Annotated in this window: 19 protein-coding genes; 14 read left to right on the top strand and 5 right to left on the bottom strand. The window is 65.8% G+C overall.

Annotated elements, in window-relative coordinates:
- Positions 1-404: 404 nt before the first annotated feature.
- The 4 genes from rpsL to tuf all read left to right on the top strand — a co-directional run bounded on the left by rpsL (position 405) and on the right by tuf (position 4861).
- A complete protein-coding gene (gene rpsL, locus A5788_RS04840) occupies positions 405-776 on the top strand; it encodes a 30S ribosomal protein S12 (RefSeq protein WP_005170078.1) in 372 nt (123 codons plus the stop codon).
- Between the two features lie 6 nt (positions 777-782).
- Entirely contained in the window at positions 783-1253 is a 471-nt protein-coding gene (gene rpsG / locus A5788_RS04835; protein ID WP_005170081.1) for a 30S ribosomal protein S7, read from the top strand.
- 137 nt (positions 1254-1390) lie between these two features.
- On the top strand, positions 1391-3496 hold the full coding sequence (fusA, locus tag A5788_RS04830) for an elongation factor G (RefSeq protein WP_064869943.1): 2106 nt from the start codon (positions 1391-1393) through the stop codon (positions 3494-3496).
- Positions 3497-3670: 174 nt separating this feature from the next.
- Positions 3671-4861 carry an elongation factor Tu gene (gene tuf / locus A5788_RS04825; protein WP_049698791.1) on the top strand — a complete coding sequence of 397 codons (1191 nt, stop codon included), beginning with the start codon at positions 3671-3673 and terminating at the stop codon, positions 4859-4861.
- Positions 4862-4934: 73 nt separating this feature from the next.
- Here tuf and A5788_RS04820 read toward each other — a convergent pair whose 3' ends face one another.
- The 4 genes from A5788_RS04820 to A5788_RS04800 all read right to left on the bottom strand — a co-directional run bounded on the left by A5788_RS04820 (position 4935) and on the right by A5788_RS04800 (position 8437).
- Entirely contained in the window at positions 4935-5318 is a 384-nt protein-coding gene (locus A5788_RS04820; protein WP_231894188.1) for a hypothetical protein, read from the bottom strand.
- The gene (locus A5788_RS04815; protein WP_064869942.1) at positions 5315-6166 is read right to left on the bottom strand and encodes a DUF692 domain-containing protein; all 852 of its coding nucleotides are present in this window, start codon (positions 6164-6166) and stop codon (positions 5315-5317) included. Before A5788_RS04815 ends, A5788_RS04820 begins: the two co-directional genes overlap by 4 nt.
- A gap of 49 nt (positions 6167-6215) precedes the next feature.
- Entirely contained in the window at positions 6216-7109 is an 894-nt protein-coding gene (locus A5788_RS04810; RefSeq protein WP_197494516.1) for a TIGR04222 domain-containing membrane protein, read from the bottom strand.
- A gap of 449 nt (positions 7110-7558) precedes the next feature.
- Positions 7559-8437, bottom strand: coding sequence for a CDP-diacylglycerol diphosphatase (locus A5788_RS04800; protein WP_064869939.1), 879 nt, complete (start codon positions 8435-8437; stop codon positions 7559-7561).
- Between the two features lie 387 nt (positions 8438-8824).
- Between A5788_RS04800 and A5788_RS04795 the strand changes: the two genes are divergently transcribed.
- Entirely contained in the window at positions 8825-9763 is a 939-nt protein-coding gene (locus A5788_RS04795) for an alpha/beta hydrolase (RefSeq protein WP_064869938.1), read from the top strand.
- Between the two features lie 368 nt (positions 9764-10131).
- On the opposite strand, the gene A5788_RS04790 is transcribed toward A5788_RS04795, so the two are convergent.
- Complete coding sequence (locus A5788_RS04790; protein WP_064862761.1) at positions 10132-10437, bottom strand: LuxR C-terminal-related transcriptional regulator; 306 nt, start codon at positions 10435-10437, stop codon at positions 10132-10134.
- A gap of 190 nt (positions 10438-10627) precedes the next feature.
- On the opposite strand from A5788_RS04790, the gene A5788_RS04785 reads away from it, so the two are divergent.
- The 9 genes from A5788_RS04785 (at position 10628) to A5788_RS04745 (ending at position 20942) form a co-directional block, all read left to right on the top strand.
- Positions 10628-14413 carry an nSTAND1 domain-containing NTPase gene (locus A5788_RS04785; protein WP_064869937.1) on the top strand — a complete coding sequence of 1262 codons (3786 nt, stop codon included), beginning with the start codon at positions 10628-10630 and terminating at the stop codon, positions 14411-14413.
- 73 nt (positions 14414-14486) lie between these two features.
- The gene (locus A5788_RS04780; RefSeq protein ID WP_197494517.1) at positions 14487-15266 is read left to right on the top strand and encodes an alpha/beta fold hydrolase; all 780 of its coding nucleotides are present in this window, start codon (positions 14487-14489) and stop codon (positions 15264-15266) included.
- Positions 15267-15277: 11 nt separating this feature from the next.
- Positions 15278-16306 carry an o-succinylbenzoate synthase gene (locus A5788_RS04775; protein ID WP_064869964.1) on the top strand — a complete coding sequence of 343 codons (1029 nt, stop codon included), beginning with the start codon at positions 15278-15280 and terminating at the stop codon, positions 16304-16306.
- Between the two features lie 130 nt (positions 16307-16436).
- Positions 16437-17771 (top strand): cytochrome P450, encoded by a 1335-nt coding sequence (locus A5788_RS04770; protein ID WP_064869935.1) that lies wholly within the window; start codon positions 16437-16439, stop codon positions 17769-17771.
- Positions 17768-18427, top strand: coding sequence for a TetR/AcrR family transcriptional regulator (locus tag A5788_RS04765; protein ID WP_064869963.1), 660 nt, complete (start codon positions 17768-17770; stop codon positions 18425-18427). The genes A5788_RS04770 and A5788_RS04765 overlap by 4 nt, the downstream gene beginning before the upstream one ends.
- Positions 18428-18545: 118 nt before the next feature.
- The gene (locus A5788_RS04760; protein ID WP_082937959.1) at positions 18546-19178 is read left to right on the top strand and encodes a hypothetical protein; all 633 of its coding nucleotides are present in this window, start codon (positions 18546-18548) and stop codon (positions 19176-19178) included.
- A gap of 32 nt (positions 19179-19210) precedes the next feature.
- Positions 19211-19735 carry a hypothetical protein gene (locus tag A5788_RS04755; protein WP_231894187.1) on the top strand — a complete coding sequence of 175 codons (525 nt, stop codon included), beginning with the start codon at positions 19211-19213 and terminating at the stop codon, positions 19733-19735.
- The gene (locus tag A5788_RS04750) at positions 19732-20382 is read left to right on the top strand and encodes a hypothetical protein (RefSeq protein ID WP_064869934.1); all 651 of its coding nucleotides are present in this window, start codon (positions 19732-19734) and stop codon (positions 20380-20382) included. Before A5788_RS04755 ends, A5788_RS04750 begins: the two co-directional genes overlap by 4 nt.
- Entirely contained in the window at positions 20379-20942 is a 564-nt protein-coding gene (locus A5788_RS04745) for a hypothetical protein (RefSeq protein WP_064869933.1), read from the top strand. Before A5788_RS04750 ends, A5788_RS04745 begins: the two co-directional genes overlap by 4 nt.
- Positions 20943-20969 lie beyond the last annotated feature (27 nt).

Raw genomic sequence — 20969 nt, 5'->3', positions numbered from 1 at the left:
AAGCCCGTATACGTCACCGTCTGTTCAGCTCCCGGAGAGCTGCAGGTCGGACTGTGGATCCGTTTTTTGACCTGTGGAAATCAGGTCGGTAGAGTGGATCGTCGGTGCCCGGCTGCCCGGGCAACGTCCGCATGCCCTCGCCGGGTTACCGGTGGCGATCGGATCGAGATCATTCTCTCTCAGAGAAGGCCTCGGCACACGCCAGGCGCGCCGGACTACACCAAGCCAGTCCGCTGTCGGGTGCTTGACACGCCCGACCTCGGGGTAGCAATAACTGTACTGACCAGCACAGAAGTGCCGGTGGGGCGAGTTGTGGAAGCAACCAGAATCGGATTTATCCGCTCTGAGCGCTTGCCCGGAGCACAAACCACGACACAACGACAACAGAGGAATGAAACTCACAAGTGCCAACGATTAACCAACTGGTCCGCAAGGGCCGTCACGACAAGACCGCCAAGAAGAAGACGGCGGCCCTCAAGGGAAGCCCGCAGCGTCGCGGCGTGTGCACCCGCGTCTACACCACCACCCCCAAGAAGCCGAACTCCGCGCTCCGTAAGGTCGCCCGCGTGCGCCTGACGAGCTCCGTCGAGGTCACCGCTTACATCCCGGGTGAAGGCCACAACCTCCAGGAGCACTCGATGGTGCTCGTGCGCGGCGGTCGTGTAAAGGACCTCCCCGGTGTTCGCTACCGCATCATCCGCGGCTCGCTCGACACCCAGGGTGTCAAGGACCGCAAGCAGGCTCGCAGCCGCTACGGCGCCAAGAAGGGAAGCTGATAAGCGATGCCACGTAAAGGACCCGCACCCAAGCGCCCCCTCGTCAACGACCCGGTCTACGGCTCGACGCTGGTCACCCAGCTCGTGAACAAGATCCTCCTCGACGGCAAGAAGTCGACTGCCGAGCGCATCGTCTACCAGGCCCTCGAGCAGGCTCGTGAGAAGACCGGCACCGATCCGGTCGTCACCCTCAAGCGCGCGCTCGACAACGTCAAGCCGACCCTCGAGGTCAAGAGCCGCCGCGTCGGCGGTGCCACCTACCAGGTGCCCGTCGAGGTCAAGCCGAACCGCGCCAACACCCTCGCACTGCGTTGGCTGGTGACCTTCAGCCGCCAGCGTCGTGAGAAGACCATGGTCGAGCGCCTGGCCAACGAGCTGCTCGACGCCTCCAACGGCCTCGGCGCTTCGGTCAAGCGTCGCGAGGACACCCACAAGATGGCAGAAGCCAACCGGGCGTTCGCGCACTACCGCTGGTGACGTAACCGCCCACGGGCACTGGCCGCTCGGAGCGGAGCGAAGAGCGGCCAGTCCACCCGAGCTTGCGAGGGTGGGCTGCGCAGCCGCGGCTAGAAACAAGACAGCCTTTAGTCCCAAGATTTCCCGAAGGGAACGGAATGGCACAGGAAGTGCTCAGCGACCTGAAAAAGGTTCGCAACATCGGCATCATGGCCCACATCGATGCCGGCAAGACCACCGCGACCGAGCGAATCCTCTTCTACACCGGTGTCAACTACAAGATCGGTGAAACCCACGACGGTGCTTCGACCACCGACTGGATGGAGCAGGAGAAGGAGCGGGGGATCACCATCACCTCCGCCGCCGTGACGTGCTTCTGGAACGGCAACCAGATCAACATCATCGACACCCCCGGCCACGTCGACTTCACTGTCGAGGTCGAGCGCAGCCTGCGCGTGCTCGACGGTGCCGTTGCCGTCTTCGACGGCAAGGAAGGCGTCGAGCCGCAGTCCGAGCAGGTCTGGCGGCAGGCCGAGAAGTACGACGTCCCGCGTATCTGCTTCGTCAACAAGATGGACAAGCTGGGCGCCGACTTCTTCTTCACCGTGCGCACCATCGAGGAGCGCCTCGGCGCGAAGCCGCTGGTTCTTCAGCTTCCGATCGGCGCCGAGGACAACTTCGACGGCGTCGTCGACCTGATCGAGCAGAAGGCGATCACCTGGCGCGGCACCGTCGAGATCGGTGCAGAGCCGACCATCGAGGAGATCTCCGCTGATCTCGTCGACCAGGCTGCGGAGTACCGCGAGAAGCTGCTCGAGATCGTCGCCGAGAGCGACGAGGCTCTGCTCGAGAAGTACTTCGGTGGTGAGGAGCTCTCGGTCGAGGAGATCAAGGGCGCCATCCGCAAGCTGACGATCGCGCGTGAGTACTACCCGGTCATCTGCGGCTCGGCCTTCAAGAACAAGGGCGTTCAGCCGATGCTCGACGCGATCATCGACTACCTGCCGTCCCCGCTGGACGTGCCGAGCGTCGAGGGTCACGCCGTTGGCAACGAAGAGGAGATCCTCTCTCGTAAGCCCAGCGCAGATGAGCCGTTCTCCGCACTGGCGTTCAAGATCGCCGCGCATCCGTTCTTCGGCAAGCTGACCTTCGTTCGTGTGTACTCCGGCCACATCACGGCGGGCACCCAGGTGCTCAACGCGACAAAGGGCAAGAAGGAGCGCATCGGCAAGCTCTTCCAGATGCATGCCAACAAGGAAATGCCGGTCGAGGACGCCACCGCGGGCCACATCTACGCGATGATCGGTCTCAAGGACACCACCACCGGCGACACCCTGTGCGACCCGAGCGCGCCCATCGTCCTCGAGTCGATGAGCTTCCCGGACCCGGTCATCAACGTCTCGATCGAGCCGAAGACCAAGTCCGACCAGGAGAAGCTCGGTACCGCGATCCAGAAGCTCGCCGAAGAGGACCCGACGTTCTCCGTGCAGCTCGACGACGAGACCGGCCAGACCGTCATCGGCGGTATGGGTGAGCTCCACCTCGACATCCTCGTCGACCGTATGAAGCGCGAGTTCAAGGTCGAGGCCAACGTGGGTAAGCCCCAGGTTGCCTACCGCGAGACGATCCGCAAGGCCGTCGACAAGCACGAGTACACGCACAAGAAGCAGACCGGCGGTTCGGGCCAGTTCGCGAAGGTCATCATCAAGCTCGAGCCCCTCGTGGATGCCGAGGATGGTGCGACCTACGAGTTCGTGAACGCCGTCACCGGTGGTCGCGTCCCGCGCGAGTACATTCCGTCGGTCGACGCCGGCGCGCAGGATGCCATGCAGTACGGTGTCCTCGCCGGCTACCCGCTGGTCAACTTGAAGGTCACGCTGCTCGACGGTCAGTACCACGACGTCGACTCGTCGGAAATGGCCTTCAAGATCGCCGGTTCGCAGGCCCTCAAGGAAGCTGCGAAGATGGCGAGCCCGGTCATCCTGGAGCCGATCATGGCCGTTGAGGTCACGACTCCTGAGGATTACATGGGCGACGTGATCGGCGACCTGAACTCCCGCCGTGGCCAGATCCAGGCCATGGAGGAGCGCAGTGGCGCACGTGTCGTCAAGGCACAGGTGCCGCTGTCGGAGATGTTCGGCTACATCGGCGACCTCCGGTCGCGGACCCAGGGCCGAGCTAACTACTCCATGGTGTTCGACTCGTACGCCGAGGTTCCGGCGAACGTGTCGAAGGAGATCATCGCCAAGGCCACCGGCGAGTAATTCGCCGGCCGGTCTCCGGCTTTGACCGCGCGCCAACGGCGCACGCGTCGTGCGGGCACGCAGTGTGTTCCGCGCGGGCACGCAATACGGGTGTTCGTACGACGCGGACAACGTAAGAGAAAACCCCTGCTGGGATCCGCCCAGTAGAGCAACACAGTCCAGGAGGACAAACAAGTGGCGAAGGCGAAGTTCGAGCGGACCAAGCCGCACGTGAACATCGGCACCATCGGTCACGTCGACCACGGCAAGACCACCCTGACCGCGGCCATCACCAAGGTCCTGCACGACAAGTATCCGGAGCTCAACAAGGCATCTGCCTTCGACGAGATCGACAAGGCTCCGGAGGAGAAGGCTCGTGGTATCACGATCAACATCTCCCACGTCGAGTACGAGACCGAGAAGCGCCACTACGCGCACGTTGATGCCCCGGGTCACGCCGACTACATCAAGAACATGATCACCGGTGCTGCTCAGATGGACGGCGCGATCCTCGTGGTCGCCGCCACTGACGGCCCGATGCCGCAGACCCGCGAGCACGTGCTGCTGGCCCGCCAGGTCGGTGTTCCTTACATCCTGGTCGCCCTGAACAAGGCCGACATGGTCGACGACGAAGAGATCATCGAGCTCGTCGAGATGGAGGTCCGCGAACTGCTGGCCGCCCAGGACTTCGACGAGGACGCTCCGGTCGTCAAGGTGTCGGCACTCAAGGCTCTCGAGGGCGACGCCGAGTGGGTCAAGTCCGTCGAGGACCTGATGGACGCTGTCGACGAGTCGATCCCGGATCCGGTTCGCGAGACCGACAAGCCGTTCCTGATGCCCGTCGAGGACGTCTTCACGATCACCGGCCGCGGCACCGTGGTCACCGGTCGTGTGGAGCGCGGCGAGGTCAACGTGAACGAGGAAGTCGAGATCGTCGGCATCCGCGAGAAGTCGACCAAGACCACGGTCACCGGTATCGAGATGTTCCACAAGCTGCTCGATTCGGCTCAGGCAGGCGACAACGCCGGTCTGCTGCTCCGCGGCCTCAAGCGTGAGGACGTCGAGCGTGGCCAGGTCATCGTGAAGCCGGGCACCACGACCCCGCACACCGAGTTCGAGGGCCAGGCATACATCCTGTCCAAGGACGAGGGCGGCCGTCACACCCCGTTCTTCAACAACTACCGTCCGCAGTTCTACTTCCGTACCACGGACGTGACCGGCGTCGTTACCCTCCCCGAGGGCACCGAGATGGTCATGCCGGGCGACAACACCGAGATGAGCGTCAAGCTCATCCAGCCTGTCGCCATGGACGAGGGCCTGCGCTTCGCCATCCGCGAGGGTGGCCGCACCGTTGGTGCGGGTCGAGTCACCAAGATCATCAAGTGATTTCGTTTCACCGATGATCTGACTCACTGAGTCAGACGAAAGGCGCCCGGTCACGAAAGTGGCCGGGCGCCTTTCATTTTGCTCGCCCCCGCCAGAGGATTCGACGACGCGCTCGGGGTGGCGACCACAGCCCGGTGTCGGTCAGGTGTGCGATGAAACCAGTTGCGTCGCGCGAGGATCCGGCCGGTGCCCGCCCGCGTGCCCAGGCGACGAACGCGTCGTCGAACTGTGTCCCGAGATGTGCACGAAGCTGCGGTAGCCGCCGCGCGACTTCGCCACATCGCTTGCCCAGCAACGCATTTTCCGCTGCCTTCAGACGATCGACGTCGAATCCCGGCGGAGGCGAGCCGCCCGAGACGAGCGCGCTCACCAGAGCGCTCTGGCGTTCGGCGAGCGTCGGCATACCGTCTAGGTGTGATCCGACGGGGTGCGATTCGATGGTTTTGCGCGCGTTCATGATGCGTTCTCCCAGGGGTGATTCCACATCGGCCGGTCGACGCCCGCGGCGTCGGCGATGGCGTTCAACTCGTCGACGAGTTCGGTTGCCGGCGGATAGTGCCCGTCGCGCTCGAGCAGGAACGCACTGGTACGACCTGTTGCCGCGAGTTGCGTGACCAAGGCGAGCACGTCGTCTGGCACCGGGGCCGTGTGGGTGTCGTGGTAGAGCCGGCCGTCGGGCTCGCCGCCTGCCACATGGCAGTACGCGACCCGCTCCAGCGGGAGTCGGGCCAGGTCTGAGGCGGGGTCGGAACCCCGATTGACAGCGCACGCATACACATTCGCGACGTCGATGAGGAGATACACGCCGGTGCGCTCGACGAGTTCGGCAAGGAACTCGCCGTCGGTGTACTCGTCGTCGGGCCACTCGAACAGCGATGCGATGTTCTCCACCGCCAGTGGCACGGGTAGGTAATCCTGGGTGCGTCGAATATTGTCGGTCAGCGCATCGAGGGCCTCGCGACTACGTGGGACCGGGAGGAGGTGTCCCGCCTCGACGCCGCCTGCTCGGACGAAGGCGATGTGTTCGCTGACCAATGGTGCGTTGAGAGTCTCGGCGCAGCGAGTCAGTACTGAGATCCGCTGTGCGGTAACGGGTTCTGCGCCGCCGAGGGAGAGTCCCACGCCGTGCGGGATGATCGGGACGTTCAGTGCCATGAGGTCGGGAAGCCAGGAGTGGGGATCGTCGAGTGCGGGTACCGACTCCGCGATGACCTCGCAGAATCCGAGGCCCGACAGTTGTGCGATCACCCCGGAGATCTCCGGACGCCACCCGATGCCGATTCCGGCAGGCAATTCAAGTGTCATGGGACTGCTCCTTTTCGTGTTGTGATCCGGGTAGGTGGGTGGGACTTGCTCACCCGCCGCAGCCTCCGCCACCGCCCCCGCAACTGCTTGACGAACCGCAACTGCTCGACGTACTGCAACCACTCGTCGAATCGAAACCGCCTCCGAAATAGCCGCCCGTGCCCCACGAGGCTGCGATGTGGCCCCTCGACACTGTCGCGTTCGCTGCAAAGAGGGGGTCGATGAGCTCGACGATGCGAATTCCGAAGAGCGCGACGCCGATCGCTGCGGCCGTCGGACCATACGTGCGTACGGCCGGCCGCAGTTCAGGTCGAAGGTGTCGGTTCCTCGATCTCGCGGCGTCCAGGGCTTTGTCGCCGCGGATCGTGCGTCGTTGCTGGAGCCCTGACACGAACATCAGGGACACCATGTCGACGACGAGGACGGCGACCAGCAGGCCGGTCGGCTTTGCGTTACTCAGCCCTGCGAACATCCTGATCACGCCGACGACCATGAAGAGCGCCAACGCAATTCGCACACCTCGGGCCGTGGGCTCGGTGAGGTAGCCGCGTACGCGCAGTTCGTTTCGTAGGTCGACGCGGGCGGACCGGGTTGTTCGCGCCACATCTTTGTGCCTTCCCGACTGGTTACGGAGCGCCTCGAGTGTCGTGCGGGACAATTGATCGAGTCGGGATTTCGTGCGTGACGGCGTCGGGTTCGGCTGGCCGTCGGAGTCGATGTAGCCCTGGGTGAGCAATTGGGTGAGCGCCGCGAGGTGAGCGTTGCGATCGGAGACCAGCATGCCGATCTCGGTGGGTGTCAGTCGGTCGATCGGATCGTCGAGGCGGATGCGTCGTGCGAGGTAGATGTCGCAGAGCGCCCAGACCAAGCATGCGACGGAGGCTGTGGCGAAAATGGTGAGGAAGACCGGGCCGGAGATTCCCCAGGTGTTGTGACTGTGCATGTGTTCCACCACCTTTCGTGAAGGGTCGACCATGTGTCGCCATCGGAGCGGTAACGCGTCATCGCGCACATCCGCGGCGCTGGCAGGTCGATATGTGGGGTGCCCGACAGGCCCCGTGGCGGGGTCGGGCAGATGGGAGTGCGGCGTACGGGGCGTGGCCATCAGCCGTGTCGGGAGTTGTTGCCGCGCTGGATGACCCGTGGACCAGAAAGGTCAGAGCTGGGTCGCATGGAGGTGATCGTGTACGTCATCTGTTGTCTCGGTGTCGTTGTTCATGACCACCTCCTTCTTCTTCGTATCGAAGAGCTGCGTGGCGTGGAATGTTCACCGCACCAGGTCATCTCAGTATCGGGGTGGCGTCGCAAATCGCCACTTCTCGGCGCACTTCGTCACCGATTCGTGACCGTCGACCAACTGTTTCGACGACACGCTGTCGAGCGCGTGAACGACTACACGCCCCAGCCGTAGACGTAGTCGGCGAGTCCGGTTCCGTGGGCTGGTGAGACGCCCGGCAGATTCGGTGTGCTGTTGAGGACGTAGTACGTGTTGGGCGTGCCGGCGTCGATGACGGCGATCGACTGCGTGTACATCGCCTCGCCCTTGGGAAGTTGCTTGTGCAGGACTCGGAACAGATTCGGCAGCGAGCCCGTGTACTTCACGACGCGGAACTGCGCGCTCACCTTCGTCTTATGCGGATCATTCACCGGGAGGTTCACGTTGGTCGTGGTCCACCTATCGAGGTTCCGCTGTGGGTTCTTGATCGCCTTGAGCGCCGACACGGTCGCGGGATTGGCCACCGCGAGATGGATGTGAAGCTGATCCTTGCCACGCGCCTCCGCTGAATTCACGCCAATGGCAAGGGGTTTCGCGGGTACCTTGGCGACCCACTTCTGGGCCTCCGCCCACGCGGAGTACCAGAGGTTCAACTGCGAACCGTCCCACAGATACGAGCATTCGATGCCCTTGATGCGATTGGTCGGAACCAGCAGGTAGTCGTCGCCGTGCCCGGGATGATCGCCGCCGAGGCGTATCGCATAACGCTTGGGGTGCTTTTTGTCGGGTTGGTACTTCGCCGCGGGCGTCACGACGTCGAGGTTGCCGGGCTTGAACGGCTTGACGCCCGTCTCACCCTTCACATCGTCCCAGAGCGTGAATCGGGGGTCCGTCTTTCCGGAGTCCGAGTCGAGTCCGCAGCCTGCCGGTGGCGGCGCGACCGTGGGTGCGGCGGTGGCGATGCCCCCTCCGAATGCCGTGCTGATGGCGATCGCCGCACCGATGGCGAGTGTGGCGAGTCGTCGACTCCCGCTCGTTCGTGGTCGTGGCGCCATCCGAAGCGACGTCTCCCGCAATCGAGACTTCATGTCTGGCCTCTCGCCAATTCAGGTCGCCTACTGCGCCGGTTCAGGTGGCCTACGGCGGCTCGTGCGGGAATCATCGTTCCACGTTCAGGCACGGTCCAGCGGTGGAAAAGGGCGAATCCGTGTCCTGCGTTCGGCGGACATCAGCGGAGTTCCGGCGTTGTCGACTCGACTGCAGAGGCGTCATCGAAACCAAGCAAACGAGTAACTCTAATTAACACAAGTCACATCCGCCACTTTGGTAACTGACCGGTCTCAATGTCGGAGACCTGTGGTCACGACGCCCGATTGGCCTGGCCCGGGTGTGGGCGGTCGCAATACGGTTCACCGGTGCGTAGGAGATCGTGGTGGTCCGTCATGTCCGTGCGACGTGTGATCGTTCTGGTGGTACTCGTGGCGACGGCACTGTGTGTCGGACTGGTCAATGCTGGATCGGCTAATGCCGCATCCTTCGGACGGTTCTACGTCGGCGGCTGCGGGATGCCTGCCACCCCCGTTGACATGTGGACGCGTGCGGGCAATTACAAGACGGTCATCGCGCTCGACGGACTGCGCGCCACGAGCGATATGAGTGGATGGCGCCACGAGACGCACATCCAGCGCATGGCGGATTCCGGAGTGAATGTCATCCAGCCGGTCGGCGGCCTCGCGAGCTTCTACTCCGACTGGGAGGCCAAGAGCCCGGGAAACAAGATCGCCTACCGGTACCGCTGGACCTGCCGCCTCGACAGCATCATCCGCGCACTCGACGCACGCGGTCTCGCGGTGGGTCCGAAGCAGAAGTACGCCATGATGGGGATCTCGATGGGCGGCAACGCCGCGATGATCTACGGCGCCTACCACCGCAACCGCATCTCCGACATCTTCTCGATGTCGGGCTACCTCAACCTCTCCGCGCCGACCATGCGCGAGGCGATTCGCGTCGCGCTCATCGACGCCGGTGTCGAGGCGGGCGTCGGACCGCTGAGCGCGGACGCAATGTGGGGTCCGCCGTGGAATCCGCGCTGGGAGCGCAACGACCCGCTCGTCCAGCTACCCAGGATGCGAGGGATGAAGATCCGCATCGCCTCGGGTTCGGCAACGTGGGGGCGCCACAACACCGATGCGGTGTCGTCGATCAAAGGAACCCCGCTAGAGGTCGCGGCGCTGGCACAGACGCGCGCCTTCGAGGTCGCCGCTGCCCTACAGAAGATCCCCGTCACAACCGACTTCCCGAGTACCGGCACCCATACGTGGGCGTACTGGGAAGACATGGTCTGGCGGGCCAAGAACAGCAGGTGGTTCCACGACAGGTGACCGATGCTTCCGCGCGTTTTCAGGGGATGCGACGCGCGGATCGGTCAGAGTCTCGTGGACGTCCTGTGCGACGCCGATGTCACGCCCGTGACCGAGGATGGGGAGCGGTTGCCCGTCACACCAACGCGGCCGCGGGCGTGACATCGACGATCTGCGATGAGGACGATCGGCAATGTGGACGATCGGCAAAGTGGACGATCGGCAATATGGACGATCGGCAATATGCACGATCCGTCATACCGACAATCCGCAACACCGACGATCCGTCATACCGACGATCCGTCATACCGACGATCCGTCATACCGACGATCCGTCATACCGACGATCCGTCATACCGACGATCGGCGATCCGACACCGAAGCCGGCGTCACCAATCGGCGAGGTCGACGTAGCCGTCCTGGATGGCCCGGACGAACAGCGCGGCCTTCGACGGGGCGGGCCTGCCGACGGCGGTGTACTTCGCCCGGATTCGGGAGATGTGGGTGTTGACGGTCGTCGCACCCAGATACAGCCGTCGAGCGGCCTCCTCTTTGGACTCCGAGTGCAGCCACGCCACGAGCACCTCGACCTCGCGCGCGGACAGGCGCGCGCGCAACGGCATCGGGGCGGCAGCATCGGCATCGATCTGACGGAGAGGTACTGGTCGATTCTGGACTGACGGTGTCTTGTGCATGGACTCCCTGCGTTCACGCCGAGTGCGAATGGGCGCCGTGAGGTCGACGGTGATTGTGCTAGCAAGGTGTCGTCTCAACGGTTGAATTATCTTCACCGCACTGCTTCCGACGCGGTGTCTGTGGCGCGTCCGTACGCCAAGTCGATACGACTGTCGATACGCTGACCTGCACAAAAGCGCAGGAGGTTTGATGAGGCCGGAGTCGGTGACGACGCGCGACGAACTCGGTCGCGCACTCACGGAACTGCGTGTTCGTGCGGGTCTGAGTGTGCGTGATGTCGCGGCTGATGCCGACGCATTACTGGGGACCGTCGCCGGTTGGTTCGCGGGACAGCACGCCCCGACCCGCGCGAGCCGTCAGATGTTCGAGAGAGTTCTCGGCGTCTGCGGTGTCACGGAGCCCGACGATGTTGCCGCCTGGTGGGAGGCCGTCGAGCGCAGCGCGCGGAGGACCGGCCGTCGACGCACACGGCCCGACTCCCCGTACCGCGGATTCGCGACGTTCGACGCTGCCGACGATCGCTACTTCTTCGGGCGCGACGTCCTCGTGGCCCGACTCGTCGATCTCATCGTCGCGACGCGCAGCGCCGATCGCGAAGCCAGCGATATGGCGCGCGGTGTGATGGTTGTCGGAATGTCGGGTGTCGGAAAGTCGTCGCTCGTCCGTGCGGGTCTGCTTGCACAGGTCGTCCACGAGGGGCCGCTCGCCGGTTGGCGGTGCACGGTGATGACGCCGGGCGACGACGCGTTGGCGGCCCTCGACGCCGCGATGGACGAGCTGGCCGCGCACGAGCACACCGACCGGCCCGCGCTGCTCGTGATCGACCAGTTCGAGGAGATGTGGACGCAGAACTCCGACGACGTGCGCAAGCAGGCGATCACGCGGATTCTCGACGCCGCGCAGTCGCCGGGCTCCGACATCGTCCCCGTCGGGGTGTTGCGTGCCGATTTCTACGGACGCGTCGTGCCGTGGGTGCCCAAGACGCTGGAGAACTCCCAGTTGGTGGTTCCGCCGATGCAGCGTGAGCAGTTGCGCGAGGTCATCGTCGGACCAGCGCGCGTCGCCGACGTCGAGGTCGAGCCCGACCTCGTCGAGATGCTCCTCGACGACGCCGTACCCGCGGCGGGGTCGACGGCAGCCGGTGATCTGCCCCTGCTCTCCTACGCGCTGCTCGCGACCTGGGACCAGTCCGACGGTCGGCGGATGACGGTGCGCGACTACCTCGCGACCGGGCGCATCGGTGGCGCGGTCGAGCAGGCGGCGGAGAAGGTATACGGAGAGCTGTCCGCGGACGAGCAACAGATCGCGCGACGCATGCTGCTCGCGATGGTCAACGTCGACGAGGATGGGGTGACCCGACGTCGGGTTCCGCTCGACGAACTGACCGCGGACGGGGATTCGCCCGCCGCGCACGTGCTGGAGAACTATGCGGCGTCTCGCCTCGTGACGGTGTCGTCGTCGCATGCGCAGGTCACCCACGAGGCGTTGCTGACCGCGTGGCCGCGGTTGCGCGAGTGGATCGACGACGACCGGGAACAACTCCTGTTGCGTCGGAGACTGCGTGCGTACTCCGAGCCGTGGGACGCCGACGGCAGGCCGGACGACATGCTGATCGGTGGGCCGCGATTGGAGGTCTTCGATCATCTGGCGCAGGAGTCCGACGACGATCCGATCGACCCGGTCAGCAGCGAGTTTCTGGCCGCCGCGACCGCTCGACGGTCCGCAGAGGCCGACCGCGAGAGGCGTCGATCCTCTCAGTTGCGGCGCGTGGCACTGTTTGCCGCGGTGTTCGGGGTCGTCGCGGTGATCGGTGCCGTCGCCGCCGTAGCAGCGGGTATGAATGCGGTCCATCAGCGTGAGGCTGCCGAGAATGCGAGAAACGAGGCACTGAGCCGCCAGTTGTCGGTGCAGTCGGCAGAACTCGGCGAGCGCGATCCGTTCATGGCGGCGCAACTGGCGATGATCGCCTACGAGGCATCACCGACGCTGGAGGCGCGATCGCGTCTGATCGACGCGACGGGCCGCGGCGTGCCGACCCGATATCTCGGCGACCCGGGCTCGGTGCTCATGTCGCGCGTCGGCTCACTGATCGCGGCCGCGGGCGCGGGCGGTCAGGTCCGCCTCTTCAGAGTCGACGACGACGGGGTGCAGTTGAAGGTCGCCGAGTTCCGTGCGCCCGGCGGTGGCGGGCGGTTGGCAGGTGTCGCACTGATGCCCGACGCCCGCACACTGCTACTCGGCGGACGCGGAACGATCACCGCCTGGGACATCGCTGATCCCGCACATCCGGTGCGGCGCTACGACTTTCCCGACGTCGGTGGAGACATCAACCGACTCACCGTCAGTCCGGACGGCCGGTTCGTCGTCGCGTCGGTTCCGGACAGGGGCGTCGAGGCGTGGGTGGCCCAGGGGCAGACGTGGCGGTCGCTTCCGTTGCCCCCGAAGGTCGCGGGAGTCGCGGGGGCGGCAGCGTTCAGCTCCGACGGGAAGTCGCTGGCGACCAGCAGCGCGAACCGTCGGGTGGACCTCTGGCGGGTCGACGGTGACGCGCTCGTACCGACGGGCGAGATCCCACTCGACGAATGGCGTGACAACGAACTCGCGCAGGGACTCGTCTACACCCGCGACGGAACGCGACTCCTCGCGGGGCTGCGGAGTCGGGTGATCCAGGAGTTCGACGTTGCGAATCCCGCAGCACCACGCTCGGTGGCGCGTTTCGGCGGCTTCAACAGCTACGTCAATGCGGTGGCGTTGAACGGTGACGATACGAAAGTCGTTGGCGCGGGTGCCGACAACACGATTCGGGTGTTCGACCGCACCAATCCGGCTGCGGCGCCTCGAGTGTTGACCGGGTCGTCGAACTCGGTGTCAGTGGTCTTCGCGGGCGATCACATCGTCTCGTCGAGCGAGGACGGGCGCGTCCAGGACTGGCCTCCGGTCCTCGGCATGACGTCGGTCGGTTCCAACAGCGTCTACCAGATACCGGCGAACCGCGACGCGACGACGATCGTCGCGGCGGACACGGGCACCGACGGTCGGATCACACAGTGGCGCGTCGAGCCATCCGCGATCGTGCGTGGTGGGCCGGATCTGATCCCCGCCGAGGGACTCGTGTACTCGGGAGCGGTGGTGATGTCTCCGTCGGGTCGCGTGGTCACCACCGGAACGGTCACCGGGACAGTACAGTTCGCCGACTACTCCGACCCCCGGCAGCCACGCGTCGTCGGCAGTGTCGCAGCACAACCGACGCTCAACGAGACCGTCGACTACAGCGAGAAGTCGGGCCTGGCGATCACCGGCGCCACCGATGGCAACAATCTGACGGTCATCGACGCCACGACGTTGTCGGCGCCGCGTGTCGTCTCCAGGTTCGATGCCGGAGGCGGGATCGCGTGGGCGTCTTTGAGTCCCGACGGGCGTACGGCTGCCGTGGCAACGGTGACGGGGCCGGTGCGACTCATCGATCTCTCCAATCCCGCTGCGCCGCAGGCATATCCCGATCCGATCAGGTTCAAGGCCTCGGCGCTCTCGGTACGGTTCGACGCCGCGGGCACCTCGATCGTCGCGACGTCGGAGGAGCGCAATGTCGAGGTGGCCGACATCTCCGACAAACGCCATCCGCGCAGGACGATCGAGCTTTCCGGACCTGCGGGACAGCTCTACAGTGCCGGATTCTCCGCGGACGGCAAGCGGGTGATCGCGGGCGGAAGCAACTCGGAGGTGTGGGTGTGGAACCTCGCCGACGGTCAGGCCGATGTGGTGCTTCGGTCGTATCCCGGACGCGTGTACGACGTCCGCTTCCTCCCCGGTGACCGCATCGTCGCGGCAGGGCAGGGAGGCTTCATGGAGACCTGGACGCTGGGCCCGGCGCAGATCATCGACGAACAGTGCGCTCACGGTGCCGACCCGATCACCCCGGAGGAGTGGCGGACCTATATCCGCGGGCTCGACTACACCTCGCCGTGTAGGCGGTGACCGGCCGCCCGCAGGTCTGTGGCACGCCCCGTGACTACTCTTGGTAGACGTGCGTACTTTCCGTCGGCCCCGCATCGACACCGATACGACGTCCGGAGCTACGACGTCCGGACACACGAGGTCCGGAGCGCAATCGCTCGCCGTCGAGGTGTCGGGGTCACTCGACGACGGCGTGCCGGTGGTCCTGGTGCATGGCATGGCCTCCGACCACACCACCTGGCGGACGTTCGCCAAGTCACTACGACGCCGCGGCCGCGCTGTGGTGTCGATGGATCTGCGTGGGCACGGCGTGAGCAGTCGCGAGCAGGCGTACGGGCTCAATGATTTTCGGTCCGACGTCGCGTTCGTCCTCGACGAGCTCGGCCTCGACACCGTCGACCTCGGCGGGCACTCCCTCGGTGCGCACACCGCGCTGCGTGTCGCGATGGACCAACCCGAGCGAGTCCGACGCCTCGTGCTCGAAGAGGTCCCGCCGATGCCCCGCGACGACGCCGACCTCGCCGAGGAGATCGCGGTCGACGCGACACTCGGCGAACGCATACGCGGCCTGGGGCAGTTGCTCGCCGATCCGCGGCCGTTCCTGCGGTACGACCGGTCGGTCACCGATCAGGTCAATGCCGAGTTCGCGGTCGCCGCGCCGCAGTGGTGGGCCGCACTCGACGACGTGAGTGCGCGCACGCTGGTGATCTCCGGTGGCGAACGGAGTTTCCTTCCGCCCCGGCATCTTCGGTCGCTGAGCGAGCGAATTCCCGACGGCTCGTTCGAGATCATCGACGCGGGTCATTCGGTGCACCGCGATCAGAGCTCGCGGTTCGTGAGTCTGGCAGGCGACTTCCTCTCGGCGGAAACATGAACGGCGGGGACATGACGGCCACAGATGCCACCACGAGCGGGCCGCGGCTGCCCCCCGTCGAGGAGATCCTCGAGACCGCACGGGTCGTCGCGTTGCCGATGCGGACACGGTTCCGAGGTATCACCCGCCGCGAGGCGCTGATCTTTCGTGGACCGGCGGGATGGGGCGAGTTCGGCCCGTTCGTCGAGTACGACGACGAGGAGTCGGCGGCATGGCTTGCGGCCGGTATCGAGGCCGCCTACCTCGGACCACCTGCAGCACAACGGGATTCCGTACCGGTGAACGCGACCGTGCCTGCCGTCGCGGCCGATCAGGTCGCCGACATCCTGGCGCGCTATCCGGGAGCGACGACGGCGAAGGTGAAGGTGGCCGAGCCCGGTCAGTCGCTGTCCGACGACGTCGACCGTGTTGCGGCTGCGCGTGCGGTGATACCCCGGGTCCGGATCGACGCCAACGGTAAGTGGACTGTGGCGCAAGCAATCTCGTCGATCCGTGCGATCGGCGATGTCGAGTACGCGGAACAGCCGTGTGCGACCGTCGACGAGTTGGCCCAGGTGCGTCGGGCGGTCGAGGTACCGATCGCCGCCGACGAGTCGATCCGCAAGGCCGCCGACCCGATGCGGGTCGTCGCCGCGGACGCTGCCGACGTCGCGGTACTCAAAGTGGCACCCCTCGGTGGCATGCGTGCGGTACTCCGGTTGGCCGACGAGATCGGTCTGCCCGTCGTGGTGTCGAGTGCACTCGATACCGCGGTGGGAATGGCTGCGGGCGTGGCTGCCGCGGCGGCGCTCGACCGTCTCGACCTCGCGTGTGGACTCGGCACCGGCTCGCTGTTCACCGTCGACGTGGCCGAGCCGTTCCTGCCCGAACACGGCGTCGTCGCCCCGCGGTGGTTCGGCCCCGACGTCGAACTCTTGTCCGGCGGAGACACGAACGCCGACGCCGATCCGGATCGGGTGACGTGGTGGCACGACCGCCTGCGCCGATGCCACGACGTGCTGCGTCGACGCGGAGTCGACGCAGACTTCGCGAAACCGTAGAGACATTTGCGCCGATCTGTTCCAATGAGGTGAGAGCTGGATCACATCGGCTGCGGGTTTTCCGTGTAAGTGCGGGTCGGTTGTATTGCTGGTCCACCTGCTCTGATTCACCTGGACGGAAGGCTGCGACATGACGATCATCGCTCCGGCGCCTGCGGGAAGTGGACTGCGTGCGGTGCCGTGTGCCGACCGCAACGGAATGCTCGAGGTGCTGTCGATGCGCCGTGACCCGTTCGGCTACTCGGCTGCGCGTCGCGCGACATACGGCCCCATCTACGGGATCAACGCACTCGGGCTGAGAGTGGTGGTCGCATCCGGAGCCGATGCCGCCGACGAGATCCTGCGCAATCGCGACCGTGCCTTCGCCAACGGGCCCGCGTGGAGTTACTTCATCGGTCCGTTCTTCAATCGCGGTCTGATGCTGCTCGACTTCGACGAGCACCGTCACCACCGGCTGCTCATGCAGCAGGTCTTCTCCAACACGGCACTCAAGGGTTACATGCAGGAGATGTCGCCCATGATCGGCGATCGCATGCAGCGGTTCCCCACGGGAAAGGTGCTGTTGGCCAACGAGTTCAAAGCACTGACGCTCGACGTCGCGCTCGAGGTGTTCCTCGGCGTCGAACTGCCTCGCGACGAGGCAGACCGTCTCAACAAGGCGTTCATCGAGACGGTGCGCGCGGGAGTTGCGTTGGTGCGCAAACCCGTTCCCGGTGGACGTTGGTGGAAGGGTCTGCGATCGCGTCGAGTTCTCGAAGAGTTCTTCTCGTCCGCGATCGCCGACAAACGGGCGCGGGAGACCCCTGACCTGTTCTCGGTGCTCTGCCACGCCGAAACCGAAGAGGGGCAACGCTTTACCGACGACGACGTGGTCAACCACATGATCTTTGTGCTGATGGCCGCACACGACACCTCGACGATCACCATGACCCAGATGGCGTACCACCTGGCCCGCCACCCCGAGTGGCAACAACGTGCACGCGACGAATCCGACGAGCTGCCAAACGAACTCGGTTATGACGACCTCGGCTCGCTGACCACTCTCGACCTCGTGATGAAGGAGTCTTTGCGGCTGTGTCCACCGGTACCCTCCCAGCCGCGGGCGGCGATCGCCGACACCCGCATCGGCGACTTCTTCATCCCTGAGGGCACGATGGTCTCGATCTCGCAACTGACCAATCATCGCGACCCTGAGATGTATTCGGAGCCAGACAGATTCGACCCCGAGCGGTTCGGGCCCGACCGTGCCGAGGACAAACAGCACCGCATGGCGTGGGCGCCCTTCGGCGGCGGCGTGCACAAGTGCATAGGCCTGTACTTCGGACAGATGGAGATCAAGACGATCATGCACCAACTGCTGCGCGGCTACGAATGGTCGGTGCCCGGCGACTATCGGATGCCGATGGATTACAGCGCATTACCGGTTCCCAAGGACCGGCTCCCCGTCACGCTGTGGCGGCGATGACCGCTCGACGGGCCGAACACACCGCGAACTCCGGACACGCTGGGGAGTCGGGGGAGCCGCCCCGCGACCTCCGACAGCGCAAGCGGCGCAACACCCGCAGTCCCGCGGATCAGGAGGAGGCGATCCTCTCCGCCGCGGCCGACGAGTTCACGGTCGCCGGGATCGCGCAGGCGAACGTCGATGCGGTGGCCGCGCGCGCCGGGGTCAGCAGAAGCACGCTGTATCGCCGGTTCCCGAACAAGGACGCTCTGCTGCACGCGGTCGCGGCCGACCGGTACGAGCGCGGGATGCGCACACTCGACGCCGCGGTGGCCGGACTCGGACCGTCCGACGCCGTCGTCGAGGCGTTCTATCGGGGCGCTCAGATGATCTCCGACGATCCGCTCCTGAACCGGTTGATTCTCGCCGATCATGGCGTGAAGCGTCTCACCGCCGAACTCGGTGCGCTCTTCGTCGAGGTCGCTACGGCGCGTATCGCTGCCGTGCTGCGTGACGCGGGCGCGCAGATGCCCGCCGACGATCTCGCTCAAGCTGTGGAAATTCATGTGCGACTGGTCATCTCGTATCTGGAGATGCCGTCGTCGGACGATTCGCGGCGCGAGCCGAGCAGTGTGCGTCACTTCGCGGCGACGTTCCTCGCTCCGATGATCTGGTGAGAGTGCATTCGCACGCCCTAGGGTGGATGCGACGTTGCATCGGCGGGTCCAGTGGACGAGGAACTGAGCCGGCAGCGCGGCTCTACACACGCAAAACGAGACAGGGAGGGCGTGCGTCATGACGCGGCGCGCAGGTTCGGGTTCGTCGACGGGAGGTGCGTCCGTCGACGGGTCCGTGGCGAGCGATCGGACGCTCCTCGAGAACGAGCGCGGTGCGCGCGCGGAATTGAGCAGCGCGCTCGACGACCTGCTCGACGCCGAGGTCGACGCGGGGCTACGGCCCGGTGTGCGTCGGATCTGGTGGGTGCTCGTCGGGCTGGTGGTGATCTGTGCCGTCGTCGCTGCGGGCGTCGGCGTGGCCGCGTGGGTGCGGGCGGCGCATGCGTACACCGACGACGACTACCGGGAGACCGCCACCGAGGTCACGTCGCTGTTGTTGTCGGCCGACCCTGCCGACCCCGCCCGCGCACGGCGCATCCTCGACCGCGCCACGGGCGGATTCCACGACGAATTCGCCCAATCCGCGAGCAGCTACACCGAGTACGTGCGACGCACCGGAACAGTCGGAGATGCGACGGTCGACGCGTCGGGGGTCTCGGCGCGCTCCGGCGACGACGCGACGGTCCTCGTGTCGGCCGCCGTCAGCTATCGCGGTCAGCAACGGACGCCGGTGCGGGAGTTCCGGTTGACGATGCTGGTCGTGCCCGACGACGGGGCGCTCAAGGTGAGCGCCGTCAAGTACCTGCCATGAGTGCTGGGAACACGAGCTCAGCGGATTCTCGGGTGCCAACGAGTGAGGCTCGCCGACAACGGTTTATCGGAACCCGGATCATCGGAACCCGACGTGCCGTCGTCCTCGTGCTGTGTGCCGCGCTTCTGCTCGTCGCCGTGGCGGCGGGCGTCGTGGTGGCGTCGCGCGCGGTGACACACAACAGGGCCGTCGAGCAGACGCGCACCGAGTTGCGTGCGCAGGCGGGGCCGACGGTGGCGGAGGTCTTCACCGTGCACTCGGCGACGTGGCAGGCCGACCGTGCCCGCGCCCGCAGTCTCGTCGCTGGCGACTTCGCGGAAGGCTTTGCCGCGCAACTCGGCCGCGCACCCGAGGGCGGCGTGACGGCCGTCGAATGGCGGCCCGGCGACGTCGCGGTGTCGAGTGCGCAGGCAGACAGCGGAACGGTGCTGATGACCGCAACGGTCACCACGACTCGTGCAGATGCCGCTCCGGTCACCGAGAAGCGAAAGGTCAGTGCATCATTCGTCGAGATCGACAGTCGCTGGCTCGTGACCGGAGCCGAGGTGCTCGCGTGAGCGACATCAAGAAATCCGAGAGCGGCGAGCCGGGATCGTCGGATAACGAGCGTGTTCGGGCGGCTGCCTCTCGGGTCGACGAGGCAACTCTGACGGCGCGACGCGCGCGGATCGCCGCGGCGGATGCGCTACGCGCGCGTGCCCGACGCCGGTCTCGCTCGCTGCGTATCGGATTGGCCTGTGCCGCAGTGCTCATCGTCTGCGGACTGGTGGCGATCGCCGTCCTCGCAGTGGTCGATCACCGGCAGGACGAGCGCGCAGCCGGGCAGCGTGACGCGCTGAACGCCGCACGCGGCGCGGTGACGGCGATGCTGACCGCAACGCCGAAGGACGCGACCGGATACGCAGACCGGATCATCGCGAACAGTACTGGTGCAGAGCATGATCGGCTCAGCAAGGCACGAGATGCGCTCGTCGCCGCGGTGTCCTCTACCGAAACCGGAATGTCGGGGCGCGTGATCGCGGCGGGCTTGATCAGCGACCCGACGTCGACGTCGGACGGGGCGCGGGCCGACGCGCTCGTCACCGCGCAGGCTTCCGATCCCGCTCTGCTCGGCGCCGACCCGGACACCGACGTGCTCACGGTGCGCCTGTCGCTGCAACGCGTCGGCGGGACGTGGAAGACCGCCGAGGTGGTGGTGAAATGAGCGCTGGCGCCGGCATGAGACCGCTCGTCGTCCACCACAGCCTGCCGCGTCGTGCGCGCAGAGTGCTTCTCGCGGCGTCGCTGATCGTCGTCGTGGCGTTGGTTGTCGCGGTGGTGTCGTGGACCCGCGCGTACACAGATAGGCCAGCACCGGACGACGCGGCGCGCTCGGCGCTGCTGACGGCCACCGAACGGATCGTCGAACAGACGTTGCGTGTGGCACCGAATGCGTCGGAGAAGCAACGAGACACGGTGGCCGCCGGGCTGACCGATCCACTCGCAACCCGGTACGCAGTCCGTGGTCCCGACGCCGTGCTGCCCGGCGCCGTCGCGGGCGGGCTGACCGTCGGAGCCGACGTCGTCGATGCGGGTGTTGCGTCGTACACCACGTCGGCCGCGCGTGTCCTGGTCTTCGTCGACGAGACGCTCGGGAACTCTGTCCGGTCGAGCGACGAGAATTCGCCGACCAGAACCCCTATTGCTCGGTGGGCGTACATGCGTAATGTCGACGGGAACTGGTTACTGGCCGACCTCACACCCGTCGGGGACGTTACTCGCTGATGCAGAGGCATCGCTTGGACGCGGGGC

Origin of the sequence: Gordonia sp. 852002-50816_SCH5313054-c (genome assembly GCF_001665925.1) — a bacterium.
In the GTDB taxonomy this organism is placed as follows: Bacteria; Actinomycetota; Actinomycetes; order Mycobacteriales; family Mycobacteriaceae; genus Gordonia; species Gordonia jacobaea.
This window is presented reverse-complemented; position numbering and strand designations above follow the sequence as displayed.